Annotated in this window: 12 protein-coding genes and 1 rRNA gene; 6 read left to right on the plus strand and 7 right to left on the minus strand. The window is 54.4% G+C overall.

Annotation, left to right across the window (positions count from 1 at the left end; translation table 11 throughout):
• Positions 1 to 134: 134 nt before the first annotated feature.
• Positions 135 to 250: ribosomal RNA gene (gene rrf, locus CTZ24_RS01220) — 5S ribosomal RNA — on the plus strand.
• Between the two features lie 184 nt (positions 251 to 434).
• On the opposite strand, the gene CTZ24_RS01225 is transcribed toward rrf, so the two are convergent.
• The gene (locus CTZ24_RS01225) at positions 435 to 1,757 is read right to left on the minus strand and encodes a carbohydrate porin (RefSeq protein WP_208724572.1); all 1,323 of its coding nucleotides are present in this window, start codon (positions 1,755 to 1,757) and stop codon (positions 435 to 437) included.
• 509 nt (positions 1,758 to 2,266) lie between these two features.
• On the opposite strand from CTZ24_RS01225, the gene metA reads away from it, so the two are divergent.
• The 4 genes from metA (at position 2,267) to aceK (ending at position 8,161) form a co-directional block, all read left to right on the plus strand.
• Complete coding sequence (gene metA, locus CTZ24_RS01230) at positions 2,267 to 3,196, plus strand: homoserine O-acetyltransferase MetA (RefSeq protein ID WP_208724573.1); 930 nt, start codon at positions 2,267 to 2,269, stop codon at positions 3,194 to 3,196.
• A gap of 262 nt (positions 3,197 to 3,458) precedes the next feature.
• Positions 3,459 to 5,057: a malate synthase A gene (gene aceB / locus CTZ24_RS01235; RefSeq protein WP_208724574.1), complete on the plus strand. Its 1,599-nt coding sequence runs from the start codon at positions 3,459 to 3,461 to the stop codon at positions 5,055 to 5,057.
• A gap of 16 nt (positions 5,058 to 5,073) precedes the next feature.
• Positions 5,074 to 6,378, plus strand: coding sequence for an isocitrate lyase (gene aceA, locus CTZ24_RS01240; RefSeq protein WP_021186254.1), 1,305 nt, complete (start codon positions 5,074 to 5,076; stop codon positions 6,376 to 6,378).
• 49 nt (positions 6,379 to 6,427) lie between these two features.
• Positions 6,428 to 8,161, plus strand: coding sequence for a bifunctional isocitrate dehydrogenase kinase/phosphatase (gene aceK, locus CTZ24_RS01245; RefSeq protein ID WP_208724575.1), 1,734 nt, complete (start codon positions 6,428 to 6,430; stop codon positions 8,159 to 8,161).
• Here the strand turns inward: aceK and iclR are convergent.
• Positions 8,158 to 8,988: a glyoxylate bypass operon transcriptional repressor IclR gene (gene iclR / locus CTZ24_RS01250; RefSeq protein WP_021186256.1), complete on the minus strand. Its 831-nt coding sequence runs from the start codon at positions 8,986 to 8,988 to the stop codon at positions 8,158 to 8,160. The genes aceK and iclR overlap by 4 nt on opposite strands.
• A gap of 149 nt (positions 8,989 to 9,137) precedes the next feature.
• On the opposite strand from iclR, the gene metH reads away from it, so the two are divergent.
• The gene (gene metH, locus CTZ24_RS01255) at positions 9,138 to 12,869 is read left to right on the plus strand and encodes a methionine synthase (protein WP_437180269.1); all 3,732 of its coding nucleotides are present in this window, start codon (positions 9,138 to 9,140) and stop codon (positions 12,867 to 12,869) included.
• A 141-nt stretch (positions 12,870 to 13,010) separates the two neighbouring features.
• Here the strand turns inward: metH and CTZ24_RS01260 are convergent, their stop codons facing one another.
• The 5 genes from CTZ24_RS01260 to pgi all read right to left on the minus strand — a co-directional run bounded on the left by CTZ24_RS01260 (position 13,011) and on the right by pgi (position 18,967).
• Positions 13,011 to 15,101 (minus strand): YjbH domain-containing protein, encoded by a 2,091-nt coding sequence (locus tag CTZ24_RS01260; protein WP_208724577.1) that lies wholly within the window; start codon positions 15,099 to 15,101, stop codon positions 13,011 to 13,013.
• On the minus strand, positions 15,101 to 15,838 hold the full coding sequence (locus CTZ24_RS01265) for a capsule biosynthesis GfcC D2 domain-containing protein (protein WP_208724578.1): 738 nt from the start codon (positions 15,836 to 15,838) through the stop codon (positions 15,101 to 15,103). Before CTZ24_RS01265 ends, CTZ24_RS01260 begins: the two co-directional genes overlap by 1 nt.
• On the minus strand, positions 15,835 to 16,482 hold the full coding sequence (locus CTZ24_RS01270; protein ID WP_208724579.1) for a YjbF family lipoprotein: 648 nt from the start codon (positions 16,480 to 16,482) through the stop codon (positions 15,835 to 15,837). Before CTZ24_RS01270 ends, CTZ24_RS01265 begins: the two co-directional genes overlap by 4 nt.
• Positions 16,483 to 16,557: 75 nt before the next feature.
• The gene (gene yjbE / locus CTZ24_RS01275; protein ID WP_021186261.1) at positions 16,558 to 16,806 is read right to left on the minus strand and encodes an exopolysaccharide production protein YjbE; all 249 of its coding nucleotides are present in this window, start codon (positions 16,804 to 16,806) and stop codon (positions 16,558 to 16,560) included.
• Positions 16,807 to 17,320: 514 nt separating this feature from the next.
• Positions 17,321 to 18,967, minus strand: a complete 1,647-nt coding sequence (gene pgi / locus CTZ24_RS01280) for a glucose-6-phosphate isomerase (RefSeq protein WP_208724580.1) — start codon at positions 18,965 to 18,967, stop codon at positions 17,321 to 17,323.
• Positions 18,968 to 19,244: the final 277 nt, after the last annotated feature.

A 19,244-nucleotide genomic window follows, 5' to 3' on the forward strand; every position in this document is an offset into this window, starting at 1 on the left:
GGTACTAATGACCCGTGAGGCTTAACCTTACAACGCCAGAGGCGTTTTGAGTTGAGAGACGCGAGAATTTTCAGCATTGTTCGAACGGATTGATTCGTATGGCCTGCGAGGGCGGTACGGATAAACAGAATTTGCCTGGCGGCTGTAGCGCGGTGGTCCCACCTGACCCCATGCCGAACTCAGAAGTGAAACGCCGTAGCGCCGATGGTAGTGTGGGGTCTCCCCATGCGAGAGTAGGGAACTGCCAGGCATCAATTAAGTGAAGAAGCCCTGAACGAAAGTTCAGGGCTTTTTTACGTCTGGAAACCAGTCAATATCCCCGTAGCGGCGCGATTTATCGCGCATTTTTCTGCGTCCGGAACAATAAAACCCGCGCGATAAATCGCGCCGCTACGGGTAATGATGCGATAAATCGCACCATTACAGCTTAACTGTTAGAACGTTAAGCTCGCTGTAATTCCCCCAATAAATGCATCTTTTACGCTGCTGTCTGCGCCTGGCGCGACAACATATTGCAGATTAGGACGCAATGTAAGCCATGAGCTGGCGTTCCAGGAATAGTAGAGTTCATAGTCGTATTCAGAGCCTCTGATCACTGGCAGATAAGTAGCATCATTCACGCTTTGCGCACTGTTCTCTTCATTCTCCCGCTCGAGCATGCGGCTGTATGCCGAGTTCACATGCAAACGTGCCATACCTAAACCAATTTCATCCTGGGGACGCGTAGCAAAAAGCCCTTTCCAGCTCAGTGCCACCGTTTGGGTATAATCGAGTTTTGAGGTGCGCTTATCATGCATCACCTGGCTCAGCGTCAGAGACAAGCTGCGATGATTATCATGTTGCAGGGCAAATAATTGCTGCTGAACAATGGCATAAGCGCCGTAGCCATGCGCGGTATCGCCATATTGACCGTGTTGCCAGCTGTGATAAACCCCACCCTGAGCCGAAGAGTAGTAAGCACCCAGGCGATAATTTCCCTGTAGTGCATCAGCACCAAGCTTTGGCTGCCAGCCAATTTCTACCGGAACCAGATTGCCATCGGAGTGATTGACCGAGAAGTGAAAACCGCTGCCGCGATTATCGTTATCATCGTTCTGATTATAAAATCCCACCTTAACATAGACATCCGGCGTGATATTCAGCTGTAAACGCCCCATCCACTGAGATACCGGCCAGTTCATCCAGCGATCGCTACGAGATTTACCCGGAATACCCGGTCCGAGCGCCAGGTTCTGGAAATGTGACTCGATGGTGCCAAAATCCTCCCCTACCGTCGCACGACCCAGCTTAAGATTGACATGGTCGTTGAAAAAACCGCTACGCAACCAGAACTGTGTCAGTCGCCATGTCTGACCGCGGCCATAAACCTCCTGAACAGAAGAAAGCATCGGGGCTTTAGGGTTTGCCACCTGTTCCGACAGGTTCTGCCCATTACGATCGGTCACTGTGGCCTGGAAATCAGTGTCCTGCCACCCCAGCAATTTTTCCAGATCGAGATGGGTACTGAACATCCATTGATCGGTATAACGTGCGGTAGTGGAGGATTGATAGCCACCTGCCAGATTCGCGGCACTCTCCATCACATAATTAACATTAAAATCAATGCCTTGTTGTTGAAGGGCGGTACGCTGACCATCCCAGTCACCTAACATCCACGGTGAATCACTGGAGAAGGGGGCGGCAGCCGCAAACCCGTAGGGTGACGCCATGACCAGCATGCCTGGTACGATCAGGTGTGCAATTTTGAGTTTATGCATAGTAATAAACCTTACAGATATAATTTCCGAGCCAAAAAGTTAAATAAAGGGATATTTCAAAATTGGAATTAATAGTGTGGTCTGTTTTTATAACAGAAGTGATTTATACACCTGACGTGATTTAAATTTTATAAATATTTATTTGGAGGTTTTGATTGGGAACAATAAAATTCATAACGTAATGAATTTAATGGTTTTTATATTTCAATTTCATAAGGTTTAATTATTTTCCTCACTTTTATTGCTGGTATTTATACAACCTAAAAAGTCTGAATTATAAACCAAATAAATATGGATCGAATGTTTTCCCTCCGCTTTGATTATTTAAATTGACCCGCAGTCATTTAATTTCAAGCTGTCAGAGATTCTTTCTTCGCCAGATCCTTAAGACACATTAAGCTGAAACATTTTCATAAATCGCATGAAGACTCGACATTCACGATACTCCAGGCTAATGTCAGGCATCTGGATGTCTAAACGTTTATACGGTTGTAAGAGGTAAGCAGGTTATGCCAATCAGGATCCCCGACGAGTTACCGGCAGTAAATTTCTTGCGCAACGAGAATGTCTTTGTGATGACCTCGTCGCGCGCCAGTGTTCAGGAGATCCGTCCGTTGAAAGTGCTGGTCCTCAACCTGATGCCGAAAAAGATTGAGACCGAAAACCAGTTCCTGCGCCTGTTATCCAACTCGCCATTGCAGATTGATATTCAGCTACTGCGTATCGACAGCCGCGAGTCACGTAATACCCCCACCGAGCACCTGAATAATTTCTACTGCAATTTTGAGGATATTCAGGATGATAACTTCGATGGACTGATTGTTACCGGTGCGCCGCTGGGTCTGGTTGATTTCAATGATGTCGCCTACTGGCCGCAGATTCAGCGTGTGCTGCACTGGGCAAAGGAACACGTCACCTCGACGTTATTTGTCTGCTGGGCGGTACAGGCCGCGTTGAATATTCTCTACGGCATTCCTAAACAGACGCGCCAGCACAAGTTGTCTGGCGTGTATGAGCATCAAATCCTGCATCCGCATGCGTTGCTGACGCGTGGTTTTGATGACAACTTCCTTGCCCCGCATTCGCGCTATGCCGACTTTCCCAGCCAGCTGATCCGTGATTACACCGATCTGGAGCTGTTTGCCGAATCGGAAACCACCGGGGCCTACCTGATGGCGAGCAAAGATAAGCGCCTGGCGTTTGTTACCGGACACCCGGAGTACGATGCGCTGACACTATCCGGTGAATACCATCGTGATTACGATGCCGGGCTGCATCCCGCGGTGCCATTTAACTATTTCCCTCACGACAACCCGGAGTTGCCGCCACGCGCTACCTGGCGCAGTCATGGCAACCTGTTGTTCTCAAACTGGCTGAACTATTACGTTTACCAGATCACGCCGTTTGATCTACGACATATGAATCCGACACTCGAGTAACCGTTCCAACTCATTTGACCTTGCCGTGGTTGCCTGTGTAACCACGGCTTTTTTTTGCCTGCTAGATGTCGTGGAAGTCATTGCCTTTAATTCGAGACTTTAAATTACATTTAAATCATATGGTTGAATTACATTTTAATCAAAAATGGAAATTGTTTTTGAAAATAAAATAAAAATCATTATGCTCTAATCTTGCAGGTCAAAAAATACCCTACAGCCGGATCCCGCACGCAATCAGGGATCAACACAGGAGGCAGCCCGCATGACAGACTCGGTTATCAGCAGTACGCTAACCTTCAGCCAGCCCTTTACCCACGCGGAAAAGCAGCTGCTCACCCCGGAAGCGATCGACTTCCTGCACTCCCTGGTGGCACGTTTCGCCCCGGAACGCGATCGCCTGTTGAAAGCTCGCGAGCAACGGCAGCAGCGTTATGACCAAGGCGCATTGCCAGGCTTTGATTCGGAAACGGCTTCCATTCGTGAAAATGCATGGCAGGTGCGCCCCATTCCCGAGTTATTGCACGATCGCCGCGTTGAGATCACCGGACCACCGGATCGCAAAATGGTGATCAACGCATTGAATGCGAACGTAAAAGTCTTTATGGCGGATTTTGAGGATTCGCTGGCACCCACCTGGCAAAAATTGGTTGATGGTCAGCTGGCGCTGCGTGATGCGGTAAAAGGTACGCTGAGCTTCACCAGTGAAGCAGGCAAGATCTACCAGTTACGATCCGATCCGGCATTGCTGATGTGCCGTGTGCGCGGTTTGCATCTGGATGAGAAGCATGTGGAATGGCGTGATCGTGCCATCCCCGGTGGGTTGTTCGATTTTGCGTTGTATCTGTTTCACAACGTCGATGCGCTGCTGGAGAAAGGTCATGGGCCGTGGTTCTATCTGCCGAAAACCGAACATGCCTCGGAAGTGGCGTGGTGGCGTGAAATCTTCCGTTTCAGCGAAGATCGGCTTGATCTGCCACGCGGCACCATTAAAGCCACGGTGTTGATCGAGACGTTACCGGCGGTATTCCAGATGGATGAGATCCTGTGGGAGCTGCGCGATCATGTGGTCGGTCTGAACTGTGGTCGCTGGGATTATATCTTCAGCTACATCAAAACGCTGGGGCAGCATGGTGAACGCATCCTGCCAGATCGTCAGCAAATCAGCATGGATCAACCTTTCCTGGATGCCTACTCGCGTCTGCTGATCAAAACCTGCCATCGGCGCGGCGCGCTGGCAATGGGTGGCATGTCGGCGCTGATCCCAAGCAAGGATGAAGAGCGTAATGCCTGGGTGATGCAGAAGGTACGGGAGGACAAGGCTCGTGAAGCGGCAAACGGCCACGACGGCACCTGGGTGGCACATCCCGGTCTGGCGGATATTGCGATGGCCGAATTTAATCGCCAACTGGGCGATCGACCTAACCAGTTGCATGTCAGCCGCGAGCAAGACAATCCGATCACCGCCGAGCGCTTATTACTTCCCTGTCGCGGCAAACGTACCGAAGCCGGGATGCGCGCCAACATCCGGGTGGCGCTGCAATATCTGGAGTCGTGGATCAGTGGCAACGGCTGTGTCCCCATTGATGGTCTGATGGAAGACGCCGCGACTGCCGAAATTGCCCGTACCTCGATCTGGCAATGGATTCACCACAGGCAAATCCTCAGCGATGGTCGGCTGGTGACGGCTGCATTGTTTGAACAACTGCTGGATGAAGAGTTGCATGCGTTACAGCACAGCCTCGGCGAAGAGCGCTTCCGTCATGGACGTTTTGCTGATGCCGCTGCGCTGATGGCGCAAATCACCACCGATGATGAACTGGTTCCTTTCCTCACCCTGCCAGGTTACCGCCTGCTGCCATGACCCAGGAGACATTGCCATGACGACTCGTGCACAACAAATCAAACAACTGGAAACCACCTGGCGCGACGCGCGCTGGCAGGGCATTACCCGTCCTTACAGCGCGCAGGATGTGGTGAATTTACGCGGTTCGGTGAATCCGGCTTGCACCCTCGCCGAACGCGGCGCGCAAAAGCTGTGGTCGCTGCTGAATGGCGAATCGCAAAAGGGTTACATCAATAGCCTGGGGGCACTGACCGGTGGTCAGGCGGTACAACAGGCGAAAGCGGGTATTGAGGCGATTTATCTCTCCGGCTGGCAGGTGGCGGCGGATGCCAACCTTGCCGGGCAAATGTACCCGGATCAGTCGCTGTATCCGGTGAACTCGGTACCGGCGGTAGTGGAACGTATCAATCAAAGCTTCCAGCGTGCCGATCAGATTCAGTGGGCCAGCGGAATGTCGCCGGACGTTGAAGGGTTTATTGATTACTACCTGCCGATCGTGGCGGATGCTGAAGCGGGCTTTGGCGGGGTGCTCAACGCGTTTGAGTTGATGAAGTCGATGATCCAGGCAGGTGCGGCGGCGGTGCATTTTGAAGATCAACTGGCGGCGGTAAAGAAATGCGGCCATATGGGCGGCAAAGTGCTGGTGCCAACGCAGGAGGCGATTCAAAAACTGGTGGCGGCACGACTGGCGGCAGATGTGATGGATGTCCCGACGGTGCTGATCGCCCGCACCGACGCGGATGCTGCTGACCTGATCACCTCGGACTGCGATGAATATGATCGCGCCTTTATTACTGGTGAGCGCACCTCGGAAGGGTTCTTCCGCACTCGCGCCGGGATTGAGCAGGCGATCAGCCGCGGTCTGGCCTATGCCCCTTATGCGGATGTGTTGTGGTGCGAAACCTCGACGCCGGATCTGGCGCTGGCGCAGCGTTTTGCCGACGCGATCCATGCGCAATACCCCGGTAAGCTGCTGGCCTACAACTGCTCGCCGTCGTTTAACTGGAAGAAAAACCTCGATGATCGCACCATCGCCCGCTTCCAGCAGGCGTTGAGCGAGATGGGTTACCGCTTCCAGTTCATCACCCTGGCAGGTATTCACAGCATGTGGTTCAACATGTTCGACCTGGCGCACGCCTATGCGCAGGGCGAGGGGATGCGCCACTACGTGGAGAAAGTACAGCAGCCAGAATTCGCGGCGCGTGAGAAGGGCTACACCTTCTCGTCCCATCAGCAGGAAGTGGGTACCGGCTATTTCGACCGTATCACCACGGTGATTCAGGGCGGCCAGTCGTCGGTGACGGCGCTGACCGGTTCCACGGAAGCTGCACAGTTCTGAGTTGTGATCCCTGGCCCACGGAGGGGCCATATTGCCGGGAGACGTGCCGATGCCGCCGAGAGAATCTCTGATCGCCCATACCATCCTGCAAGGTTTTGACGCGCAGTATGGCCGCTTTCTCGATATTACCGCCGGTGCTCAACAGCGCTTTGAACAGGCCGACTGGCATGCGGTACAGCAGGCGATGAAGGCGCGTATTCACCTTTACGATCACCATGTCGGTCTGGTGGCAAACCAGCTACGGATCATCAACGGTGCGGCAGACTGGGATGAGGCCTTCTGGCTGCGGGTGAAAAGCCACTACGAAACGCTGTTGCCGGGTTATCCGCGCCATGAGATTGCCGAAAGCTTCTTTAACTCGGTGTATTGCCGCTTACAGGGCCATAGCCATCTGTCGCCTGAGCGGCTGTTTATCTTTCCGTCGCAGCCGTATGCCTCCGCCCCGGAATCACCGCGCCCGCTGTCGCGTCTGTACCGGCCCCAGCAGGGGTGGCAGGAGACATTACGGCAGATCCTCAACGATATCCCGCTGCGTCTGCCGTGGCAGGATCAGGCGCGTGATATCAGCTGGGTGGTGCGCCATCTGCACGAGCAATTCAGCGCAACGCAGTTAGCGACGGCGACGTTGGATGTGGCCTGCGAGCTGTTTTACCGCAATAAAACCGCATGGATAGTGGCGCGCCTGCGACTGGCCGATGCCACTGTCCCGTGCCTGTTACCGATCCAGCGTGATGAAGCCGGGCGGTTGTGGATTGATACCTGTCTGACTGACAGCAACGACGCCAGCATCGTGTTCGGTTTCGCCCGCGCCTACTTTATGGTTTATGCCCCGGTGCCTGCTGCGCTGGTGGCCTGGCTGGCACCCATTCTGCCCGGCAAAACCACCGCTGAACGTTATATGGCGATTGGCTGCCAGAAGCATGGCAAAACCGAATGCTATCGCGAATATCTGCACTACCTGGCGCACAGCGAGGAAGAGTTCACCATTGCCCCTGGCGTTCGCGGCATGGTGATGTTGGTGTTCACGCTGCCAGGATTTGATCGGGTTTTTAAGGTGATCAAAGACCGTTTTGCCCCGCAGAAGGAGGTGACGGAAGCGCAGGTGCGCGACTGCTACCAACGGGTGAAAGAGCATGATCGTGTCGGTCGCATGGCGGATACCCAGGAGTTTGAACACTTCGCGCTGCCGCGTGCACGTATCCCGGCGGCGCTGATGGCCGAGTTTGAACGTGAAATCCCGGAAAAAATCTGCATTGAAGATGACGTGGTGATTATTCGCCATCTGTGGCTGGAGCGCCGTATGCAGCCGCTCAACTTGTGGCTGGCACAGGCCGATGCTGCGCAGCGCCGCCATGCCATTGAAGAGTATGGCGATGCCATACGCCAGTTGGCGGCAGCGAACATTTTTCCGGGAGACATGTTATTTAAAAATTTCGGCATGACGCGCCACGGTCGGGTGGTGTTTTACGATTACGACGAAATCCGCCCGATGACCGAGCTACAGTTCCGTGACGTACCGCCCGCGCGTTACGAAGAGGATGAACTCCAGGCCGAGCCGTGGTACAGCGTCGGGCCAGATGATGTGTTCCCGGAAACGTTCCGCTATGCGTTGTGTAGCGAACCGGCCACCGGGAAGTTGCTGCTGGCGCTGCATCCTGAGTTATTCGATGCGGGCTGGTGGCGTGCCCAACAGGCGCGTATTCGTCAGGGGCATATTGAGGAAGTGATCGCGTGGCGGGCAGCACAGCGCTTTAGCGTGCGCTATGCTTTGCTCCCTGCTTAACGTCCGGCGTACGCCTGAGTCACCTGCTTCGCGGCGCGGATCACCAGCGCACCTAATTCGGTGATGCGGTCATCAGTCATACGTGCAATCGGGCCGGAAATGGAGATCGCCGCAAAGGGTTCACCATGTTCGTCATAAATCGGTGCCGCCACACAACGCAGACCCAGCGCGTGTTCTTCATCATCGTGAGAAAAACCCATCTTGCGAATCAGCGCCAGATTCTCTTTCAGGCTATGCGGCGACATCAGGGTTTTCGGTGTGTAGTAATGCAGCCCTTTTTGATGCAGCAACGCCGTCACCTGATCGTCGCTCAGATGCGCGAGGAAGGCTTTGCCAGCGCCGGAAGCGTGCATCGGGAGCTTACCGCCAATCGGTGCAGACATACGCATCAGTTGAGTGCACTGCACCTGGTCGATAATCACCGCCTGATAATCACTGAGATCCAGCACCGCCAGATTGACGGTTTCTCCGGCATCTTCCATTAACTTGCGCAGAATCGGATGCACAATCGCCAGCAGATTGCGACTTTGCAGGAAGCTGCTGCCGACAACAAACGCATGCGAACCAATCGCCCAGAAACCGAGATCACCCACCTGATGGACGAAGCCCTGCTGCTGCATGGTGGTGAGCAGGCGATGGGTGGTGGAGTTGGGTAAACCGGCCTGTTGCGCCAGTTCAGTCAACGGCACGCTGCCGTGTGATTCTGCAATCAGTTCCAGCAAACGCAGGCCGCGCGTCAGGGATTGGACCTGGCCGCCAGCCGGGGCCGAGCTGGCCGCAGCGGTACGGGGTTTTTTGCCGCGTTTGGCGGGTGCAGGGGTAACCATGACGTCTCCAGAATTGCTCCAAATATGGAAACCATTTTCGTTTTTCGTCTGGTGAATGCAAACGCTGGCTCACTGGTCGGATCTGTAAAGTCACACTCTGAAAATGTCTCAACTGGCATAACTTTTACCCACCGTAAAGTTATGCCAGTATGTCTGGCTGGCATTTCAGCCAACGTAATGACGTGGACGGGGCAAGAGTGAGCAACAGAATAGAAGCGCTGCATCAGCAGCTCGCGCGACGCATCATGATTCTGGACGGTGGCATGGGCACCATGATCCAGAGTTATAAACTGGACGAGCAGGATTTTCGTGGCAGCCGTTTTGCCGACTGGCCATGCGATCTCAAGGGCAACAACGATTTGCTGGTGCTGTCCAAACCTGAGGTGATCCGCGAGATCCATGACGCCTACCTCGCGGCAGGTGCTGATATTCTGGAAACCAATACCTTCAACGCCACCACCATTGCGATGGCGGATTACGAGATGGAGGCGTTGTCGGCGGAGATTAATTTCGAGGCCGCGAAACTGGCGCGTGCCTGTGCCGACGAATGGAGTGCAAAAACACCTGAGCGCCCACGCTACGTGGCCGGGGTGCTTGGCCCGACCAACCGCACCTGTTCCATCTCACCGGACGTGAACGATCCCGCTTTCCGTAATATCACCTTTAATCAGCTGGTGGACGCCTACCGTGAATCCACCCACGCGCTGATCAAAGGCGGTTCTGACCTGATCATGATCGAAACGGTGTTCGATACCCTGAACGCCAAAGCCGCGATTTACGCAGTACAGGCCGAGATGGAGGCGATGGGGGTCAAGCTGCCGCTGATGATCTCCGGCACCATCACCGATGCCTCTGGCCGTACCCTGTCCGGTCAGACGACGGAGGCCTTTTATAACTCGCTGCGCCATGCTGAGCCGCTCTCCTTCGGTCTTAACTGTGCATTGGGACCCGATGAACTCCGTCAGTATGTCGCTGAATTGTCGCGCATTGCCGAAGGTTACGTCACCGCACACCCTAACGCCGGTCTGCCCAACGCCTTTGGCGAATACGATCTCGATGCCGCCACTATGGCACAGCAGATTGGTGAATGGGCGCGTTCCGGCTTTCTGAATATTATCGGTGGCTGCTGCGGCACCACGCCGGAGCATATTGCGGCGATGGCCGCGGTAGTGGACGGCGTTGCCCCACGTCAACTGCCGGAGATCCCGGTGGCGTGTCGCTTGTCCGGGCTGGAACCGCTGAATATCAGCGCTGACTCGCTGTTCGTTAACGTGGGCGAACGTACCAACGTAACCGGTTCGGCGAAATTTAAGCGTCTGATTAAAGAAGAGAAATACAACGAAGCGCTGGATGTGGCGCGTCAGCAGGTGGAAAGCGGCGCGCAAATCATCGATATCAACATGGACGAAGGTATGCTGGATGCGGAAGCGGCGATGGTGCGCTTCCTCAACCTGATTGCCGGTGAACCGGATATCGCGCGCGTGCCGATCATGATCGACTCCTCCAAATGGGAGGTGATTGAGAAAGGGCTGCAATGCATCCAGGGCAAAGGCATCGTCAACTCGATCTCGATGAAAGAGGGGATTGAGCCGTTTATCGATCACGCACGTAAGGTGCGTCGTTACGGTGCGGCGATGGTGGTGATGGCGTTTGACGAAGTCGGTCAGGCGGATACCCGCGCACGCAAAATTGAGATCTGCCGTCGTGCTTACCAGATCCTCACCGAAGAAGTCGGTTTCCCGCCGGAAGATATCATCTTTGATCCGAACATTTTTGCCGTCGCGACCGGTATTGAAGAACACAACAATTACGCGATGGACTTTATCGGTGCTTGTGAAGACATCAAGCGCGAGCTGCCGCATGCGATGATCTCCGGTGGTGTATCCAACGTATCGTTCTCGTTCCGGGGTAACGAACCGGTGCGTGAAGCGATCCACGCGGTGTTCCTTTACTACGCGATTCGCAACGGCATGGACATGGGTATCGTCAACGCCGGGCAGCTGGCGATTTATGACGACTTACCCGCTGAACTGCGCGATGCGGTGGAGGATGTGATCCTCAACCGCCGTGACGACGGCACCGAGCGTCTGCTGGAGCTGGCGGAGAAGTACCGTGGTGCCAAAGGCGACGGCGAGCAGGAAAAACAGCAGGCGGAATGGCGCAGCTGGGATGTGGTCAAACGTCTCGAATATTCGCTGGTTAAAGGTATCACCGAGTTTATCGAGCAGGACACCGAAGAAGCGCGCCAGGCATCTGCGCGGCCGATTGAGGTGATTGAAGGGCCGCTGATGTCCGGCATGAACGTGGTGGGCGATCTGTTTGGCGAAGGGAAGATGTTCCTGCCGCAGGTGGTGAAATCCGCGCGCGTGATGAAGCAGGCGGTGGCTTACCTCGAGCCTTTTATCCAGGCGAGTAAAGAAGCGGGCAGCAGCAACGGCAAAATTGTGCTGGCGACGGTGAAGGGCGATGTGCATGACATCGGCAAAAACATCGTTGGCGTGGTGCTGCAATGTAACAACTACGAAATCATCGATCTTGGCGTGATGGTGCCGAGTGACAAAATTCTGAAAACCGCGATTGAGCAGAAGGCCGACATTATTGGTCTCTCCGGGCTGATCACGCCATCGTTGGATGAGATGGTCAACGTGGCGAAAGAGATGGAGCGTCAGGGTTTCACCCTGCCGCTGCTGATTGGCGGCGCAACCACCTCTAAAGCGCATACCGCAGTCAAAATCGAGCAGAACTACAGCGGCCCGACGGTGTACGTACAGAACGCCTCGCGCACCGTTGGCGTGGTTTCTTCGCTGCTGTCACCGACGCTGAAAGATGATTTTGTGGCACGTACGCGCAAAGAGTACGACACCGTGCGTATTCAGCATGCGCGCAAAAAGCCGCGTACTCCGCCGGTCAGCCTGCAAATCGCGCGTGACAATGATTTCTCATTTGACTGGGAAAGCTATACGCCGCCGGTGGCACATCGTCTCGGCGCCAGTCCGGTAGAGGCCAGCATTGAAACGCTGCGTAACTACATCGACTGGACACCCTTCTTTATGACCTGGTCACTGGCCGGGAAATACCCACGCATTCTGCAAGATGAAGTCGTGGGTGAAGAGGCACAGCGTCTGTTCCATGATGCTAACGCGATGCTCGATATGCTGAGCCAGAAAGGTACGCTTCAGCCACGCGGTGTGGTGGGGATTTTCCCGGCTAACCGCGTGGGCGATGACATCGAAATTTACACTGATGAAAACCGCAATCAGGTGTTGTGTGTGAGTCATCACTTACGTCAACAGACGGAAAAAACCGACTTTGCTAACTATTGTCTGGCTGACTTCGTGGCACCGAAATCGAGCGGCAAGGCGGATTACCTTGGTGCTTTCGCGGTCACCGGTGGCCTCGAAGAAGATGCACTGGCCGAAGCCTATGACCAGCAGCATGACGACTACAACAAAATCATGATCAAGGCGGTGGCGGATCGTCTGGCTGAAGCGTTCGCGGAATATTTACATGAGCGAGTGCGTAAGGTGATCTGGGGCTTTGCTGCTCATGAAAACCTCAGCAATGACGAACTGATTCGTGAGAATTATCAGGGTATCCGTCCGGCACCGGGTTATCCCGCATGCCCGGAGCACACCGAAAAAGCGCAGATCTGGCAACTGCTGGATGTGGAAACCCATACCGGCATGAAGCTGACCGAGTCCTTCGCTATGTGGCCGGGGGCATCAGTGTCCGGCTGGTATTTCAGCCATCCTGACAGCCGCTATTTCGCCGTGGCGCAGATTCAGCGCGACCAGGTGGAGGATTACGCGGTGCGTAAAGGGATGAGCATCAGTGAGGTGGAGCGCTGGTTAGCGCCGAACCTCGGCTACGACGCAGACTAGTCTTTGCTGCGCGATAAATCGCGCCGCTACAGGTTCGCACGGGCTAGTCGCGGCGCGATTATCCCATCGTTACCCGTGCGTAGCGGCGCGATTTATCGCGCATATTTGGGCGACCCACCGGGCCGCCCATTTTTATGGCGGTTAATTAAACCGCGCATCACGATCAGAGGTCATATCATACAGCTGGTATTTACGTCCCAACATCTGACCGCCATCACGCGTCAACGGTACCCAGTTCACCTGCGCACGACCACGCGTTGGCGTCACGGTAAACAGGTCCATCGGAATTGAGATATAGAAGCCTTTGGTGAAGCTACCTTCGCCATACTCTTCTGCGGAGACGTTGGTTTTGGTGGCGTAGAAGCCGACGATCACACCGCTGTCGAACTGCTTCGACATATCGACTGTCACACCTTTATCCTTCGCCAGATACTGACCTACGCTGGCTTTCACCAACACGTTCTCCATAAACCACGGACGCCAGTAAGCGGTCAGATTACCCACAGGCGCTTTGTAATCGGTGAACTTCATCATGTTGTCCCAGTCGCGCTGCTTGACGTAGTTGGCATCGACGCCAAACGCCCAGTTGCTGTCGACCGGACGGTACAACACCTCGCCACCGACACCGCCATACATAGTTTCCAGATAACCGCCGTACACCTGACCGTAGAAGCCATTGCCGAGGTAATGCATGTAGTTGGCTTGCAGGTCATTGATATAAACGTTGTTCTCAACGTACTGACGAATATGGGTACGTACACGCGGCAGGCCGTTGCTGGCCGATAAACCATTGTAATTAAACTTATCGTAGTTGTTGGCGATGTTGCCAAACAGGCTACCGCCGACCAGCAGGTGATCCGTCAGCCAGTAATCAACGTTACCCATCACCCCGACCTGGTACATATAGAAACTTTCCGGCCCACCGACCGACTGATTCAGCACCGGCGACAGGCTGTAGTTCAGACGATCTTTACGGATGAAGTAACCCTGTTCGGCTTCACCCGGATCGACCGGATCGATACGCTGCTGTTGCAACGGTTTTTCCTGACCCAGCGGGTAACCGGCGAGATCGTTGTGCAGACTGGCGACGTCGGTGCGGGTGGTCACCTGTGGCATATTGAAGCGCGACTCGGTCACATCAATCGTCTTAATGCCGTCCGGCAGATTATTCATGATAATGCGGTTGGCACGGTCGACGCCTTCGGTGGTATCACGATATTTGGTCTGCTCGCCAGAGACATACAAGGTATCGCCTTTGGTCTGAATTCGTGGGCCATCCAGGCCAGCGTTATATTTCAGGTCGGTCAACTGGTTTGCCACCACGGTCGATTGCAACAAATCGCCCTGCGGCTGCGGATTGTAGGCCGGTTTGGCGCTGTCGATATGTTCCTGGCGCAAATCGTTAAAGTTGGTGCGAATGGTGAAGCCAAACATAAAGGTATTGCCGCGCTCATAGCTGGCGTTGATATCCGCCCAGTCGGTCACACGGTAAATCGCCCCGACGTTAACTTTGCTGCGCTGCTCCAGACGTCCGGCGAAGTCATCCTGGTAGTTGTTGCCTTCATATTCGACTTTCAGACGCAGCGGCTGCCAGGGGGTCTGATATTCGATACCCCCAAACAACGCAGCCGGGCCGTGGAACATCTGCGAACCGTTGATCGAACCCGTCTCGCCGCCGCTGCTGCGGCTACAGAAACTGGCGCTGTAGGAACAGAATGGGTTTTTGATGCTGCCGCTGTTACCGAGATAGCCCCAGCCGATACCGAAGGTGAAATCAAACGGTCCCCAGGCTTTGGTGCCCACCAGATATTCGCTGTCGAACAGGCCGGTACCGCCCAAATCGCGCGTGCCAACCGACACTTCCGGCAGCCAGTAGCTCTCTTGCCACAGGCGCAGCTTCAGGTCGAAGGCTTTGTCTTTATAGCTCTGGTCGCCACTGAAACTCTCGCTGGCGCTGTAGCGACGGGTGCGTACGTCGGTATAACGCACGGTGCTTTCGAGCCACGGGAACAGTTGCAGCGACGCCGAATAGTAGCGGTACTGGTCGTTGTTGCGATAGTTGAGGCTGAACTCCCCGTCACGCGACATGCGCGCAGTCGGCACCTGCATCAGGCCGACGCCGCCGAAGTCAGATTGTGACGGGCCAATCGGATCGTCATAGCTTGCCGCCTGTACGTTACAGGCCGCGGAAACAGCAACAGCCAGCAGGCTGAGAAGATAGTGTTTTTTCATCAGTCTGGAATCCGGTGAGTCAGAACAGAAATCATGCGGTCATTCAGGTCGCTCTGGCCCCAGGGCAGGCTCCACGATGAAAAACCGAGCCAGATAATGCTGCCAGGCTCCACTTCCACATGACGATGATTCCAGTACGCAATCGGGACCTGTTGCGTCTCGCCGGAGGGGGCAATCACCGTGGCGAAGCTGCGTTCACCACCGGAAAGACGATCGTGATCGGCCAGATAGCTGCGCACCGTGCGGCCAGGTTGCCAGCTCACTTTGCCGGGATGCGCCAGCGCACCAAGCACCAGTACCTGAGTCGGCGGTGCCAGCGTGTAGAGGTCATAGCTGCCTTGCAAGCGACGATTGGCTTCCGGGCGGATACGTACCCAGTCGGGGTCGAGCGAAGTAAACTGACGGCCCGTCACCGGGACGGCGGCTAGCTGCTGGATAACCGTACCAATGACGGCGGCACGATCGCCGCTGCTATCCGCCTGCCAGGCGCGCAAATCGGCCAGCAATTGTTGTTGCTGTTGTTTTACCACAGCGGTAGCGCCGCGTTCGGCAATCACCGTACCAGGCCACCAGGTGTGGATAGCCGGATTGGTCACCAGTTGGCTGAGGTTTTGTGCATGATCGACCTGAAAGGTCGCGCGCTGTTGTCCGTCGTGGACGATAACCTGGCTATCGGCCAGCGCATTGCCCGCAGTGAACAGCGCCAGTCCCGCCAGCAAAGACGTTATTTTTTTCATGATTTCGCCGGTTTCAGAATGGTGGTTTCAATCGGGAATTCGCCTGCTGCCAGCATCTGCGTGGCTTGCATCACGGTGCCGTCGCGGTTATCGAGCCAGAAGGTGTTCTGCCACTCACGACCCATGCTGTCGATACGCACCGTCTCGTGCCATACCCGGCAGGGCACGGCCTCACCGGCAATAGTCAGCACTTCATCATCACCGCGCTGAAATTGGGAGACAGCGGTAGCGGCGCGTTGCTTATCTTTCTCACGCCACTGCACCACGCGGGTCCAGCTGGCGCCGTTTTGCAGGTGTAGTGGGTCGGCCAGCGGGTCCTGCGCCAGATTACTGACATCAATCAGGTTGTCGGACAGGCCGAGGGTTTTCACCAGACGGCCGTGCTGCATCACCAGCATCGCCCGGTCCTGGGTTATCCATTTCTGCTGACCATTTTCGTTGTAGCCCAGCACCACAAAGATGCGCTGGCCAGCGTTGATGCGGGCATAAAGGCTGGCGTAAGGCAGGCTGGTAACCTGCTCATTGGTTACCGTGACATCATCCGGCCCATTGATAGCCAGCATTACGGTCTGTTCCAGACCTTTTTGTGTTTGAGTACAGGCCTGCAACAACAGGCAGAGAAGCAGCAAAGGAAGTCGGCGCACTGTGTGTCCCTGATCAAATCGAATCAAAGCAAAAAATAACCACACGGATGTGTGGTTATGTTTAAAGGTGCTACATCAACGAGTGGTGCCCGTTGTGGTCGTGGTTGTTGTACCGGTATTTGCACCGTCACCACCGCCGGAAGCGGCAATGCCGAGACCTACCAACGCACCGAGCGCACCGATACCCACAGCGGTTGATGCACCAGCGGACATAGCACCCGCCTGCGCACCTGCTGCGGCACCAGCTTCTTCCGGTGCGGCAATCGCAGCGGAAGAAACGGCAACGTAAAGTAAGGCTGCACCGGCAACCATAAGTTTTTTCATAACAGCTTTCCTGCATCTATATGAATGAAGGATTTACCCTTTATAGGGCGCGTTCAGTATAGGGCAACAAATTACCAGAGTTCAGCGCGAGGGGAAGGGGGCGAAAATAACGAACGGTTCTGGTGGAAAATAAGGCAAATTAGCGATAGCTGCTTTTTTTTATTGGGGTTTTTATTTGAACTGGAACAACTGTTTGGTTGCGAGATTGCGGGCAGGATTTTTCACTTTTGCATTAAGAATTGGTACGGAATCGGAATATTCAGAATTCCCTTAATATGAGTAAATAAAAAGAATCTATTAATCATGATGATAGGGAAAAAATCAAACGTAAATAGATCCATGTTTTTTAGATGTTAGTTCAATTCTCACACAAAATCTTCAGAATTTGCCTAAGTCATTTTAAGAATTATCTAACCAATAATAGTCCAATAAATAACAAAATCTACCGGGTTATTGCATATTAGACGTAAAAAAGGCGGCCATATTGCCGCCTTATGACAAAACCCGTAAAAGATTAACGCCAGGACTTATAGCGATTAATTAAGCCATTGGTGGAACTGTCGTGGCTGGCAATTTTCGCGTCGTTCTCCAGCTCTGGCAGAATACGGTTTGCCAGCTGTTTACCCAGCTCAACGCCCCACTGGTCAAAGGTGAAGATATTCAGGATTGCGCCCTGGGTGAAGATTTTGTGTTCGTACAGCGCAATCAACGCACCGAGGCTGAACGGCGTGATTTCGCGCAGCAGGATGGAGTTAGTCGGGCGGTTACCTTCGAACACCTTGAACGGCACGATATGCGCCACTGACTCAGCGGATTTACCGGCATCGGTAAACTCTTTCTCAACCACATTGCGAGACTTACCAAACGCCAGTGCTTCGGTCTGGGCGAAGAAGTTCGACAGCAGTTTCTGATGATGATCCGCCAGAGCGTTATGGGTCTGCGCCGGAGCGATAAAGTCACACGGAATCAGTTTGGTGCCCTGATGAATCAGCTGATAGAACGCGTGCTGACCATTGGTGCCGGGTTCACCCCAGATGATGGGGCCGGTCTGGTAATCCACGGCGTTGCCGTCACGATCGACGTATTTACCGTTGGATTCCATGTTGCCCTGCTGGAAGTAGGCAGCGAAGCGATGCATATACTGGTCGTACGGCAGAATGGCTTCGGTTTCGGCACCAAAGAAGTTGTTGTACCAGATCCCGATCAACGCCAGCAGTACCGGCAGGTTCTGCTCGGCAGGCGTGGTGGAGAAGTGTTTGTCCATCGCGTGCGCGCCGCTCAGCAGCTGCTCGAAATTGTCGAAGCCGATGGACAGAATGATCGACAGGCCAATCGCTGACCACAGGGAATAACGACCGCCGACCCAGTCCCAGAACTCGAACATATTGGCGGTATCAATGCCGAACTCACCGACCGCTTTGCCGTTGGTGGAGAGCGCCGCAAAGTGTTTCGCCACATGCTGCTGATCGCCAGCGGCTTTCAGGAACCAGTCACGCGCGCTGTGGGCGTTAGTCATGGTTTCCTGGGTGGTGAAGGTTTTGGAGGCGACGAGGAACAGCGTGGTTTCCGGGCTGAGATCTTTCAGCGTTTCAGCGATATGGGTGCCATCGACGTTGGAAACAAAGTGCATGTTCAGGTGGTTTTTGTACGGACGCAGCGCTTCGGTCACCATGAACGGACCCAGGTCAGAGCCGCCGATACCGATGTTGACCACGTCGGTGATGGCTTTGCCGGTATAACCCTTCCACTCGCCGCTGATGATGCGCTCAGAGAAGCCTTTCATCTTCGCCAGCACCGCATTTACTTCCGGCATTACATCTTTGCCATCGACCACGATCGGCGTGTTGCTGCGGTTACGCAGGGCGACATGCAGCACGGCGCGGTCTTCGGTGCGGTTGATCTTCTCACCAGAAAACATGGACTTAATGGCGCCCGCCAGATCGGTTTCTTTTGCCAGCGCCTGAAGTTTGTCGAGGGTTTCCTGGGTAATGCGGTTTTTTGAGAAATCCACCAGCATCTGATCATCAAAGGTGGCAGAGAATTTCGCAAAACGATCGGCATCCTGAGCGAACAGGTCGGCGATCTGCACCGATTTCATCTGGTCAAAATGCTGCTGCAGCGCTTTCCAGGCTGCGGTTTGTGTCGGATTGATATTTTTCATGGCAACACTCTTGTTGAAATAAAAAGAACTGTCATTCCAACCGGGCGCATCCAGCTGGCCCGGCTTGTTTAGCATTCTGGCGGCGACTTGTGCTACCGCGACGGGTTTCAGTATGACCACAGTTGCTACTGAAAGGAAAAAAATTGTGATTTCGCGCGCTGCCCCCAAATCTCGTCCGGCAGAGGAGCTGCGATGATTCTGAAACATTTTCAGCAAAATCCGCTGTGGATTCCCTGTGCCGTATCAGGAAAAGGGCAGATGACTGGCCACCCGCCAC

Source organism: Pantoea phytobeneficialis (assembly GCF_009728735.1).
GTDB lineage: Bacteria > Pseudomonadota > Gammaproteobacteria > Enterobacterales > Enterobacteriaceae > Pantoea > Pantoea phytobeneficialis.

What these genes read in the sequence shown, in the direction of transcription:
- CTZ24_RS01225 (WP_208724572.1), bottom strand. Translation starts at nt 1,757, where the DNA reads ATGCATAAACTCAAAATTGCACACCTGATCGTACCAGGCATGCTGGTC.
- metA (WP_208724573.1), top strand. Translation starts at nt 2,267, where the DNA reads ATGCCAATCAGGATCCCCGACGAGTTACCGGCAGTAAATTTCTTGCGC.
- aceB (WP_208724574.1), top strand. Translation starts at nt 3,459, where the DNA reads ATGACAGACTCGGTTATCAGCAGTACGCTAACCTTCAGCCAGCCCTTT.
- aceA (WP_021186254.1), top strand. Translation starts at nt 5,074, where the DNA reads ATGACGACTCGTGCACAACAAATCAAACAACTGGAAACCACCTGGCGC.
- aceK (WP_208724575.1), top strand. Translation starts at nt 6,428, where the DNA reads ATGCCGCCGAGAGAATCTCTGATCGCCCATACCATCCTGCAAGGTTTT.
- iclR (WP_021186256.1), bottom strand. Translation starts at nt 8,988, where the DNA reads ATGGTTACCCCTGCACCCGCCAAACGCGGCAAAAAACCCCGTACCGCT.
- metH (WP_437180269.1), top strand. Translation starts at nt 9,138, where the DNA reads ATGTCTGGCTGGCATTTCAGCCAACGTAATGACGTGGACGGGGCAAGA.
- CTZ24_RS01260 (WP_208724577.1), bottom strand. Translation starts at nt 15,101, where the DNA reads ATGAAAAAACACTATCTTCTCAGCCTGCTGGCTGTTGCTGTTTCCGCG.
- CTZ24_RS01265 (WP_208724578.1), bottom strand. Translation starts at nt 15,838, where the DNA reads ATGAAAAAAATAACGTCTTTGCTGGCGGGACTGGCGCTGTTCACTGCG.
- yjbE (WP_021186261.1), bottom strand. Translation starts at nt 16,806, where the DNA reads ATGAAAAAACTTATGGTTGCCGGTGCAGCCTTACTTTACGTTGCCGTT.
- pgi (WP_208724580.1), bottom strand. Translation starts at nt 18,967, where the DNA reads ATGAAAAATATCAATCCGACACAAACCGCAGCCTGGAAAGCGCTGCAG.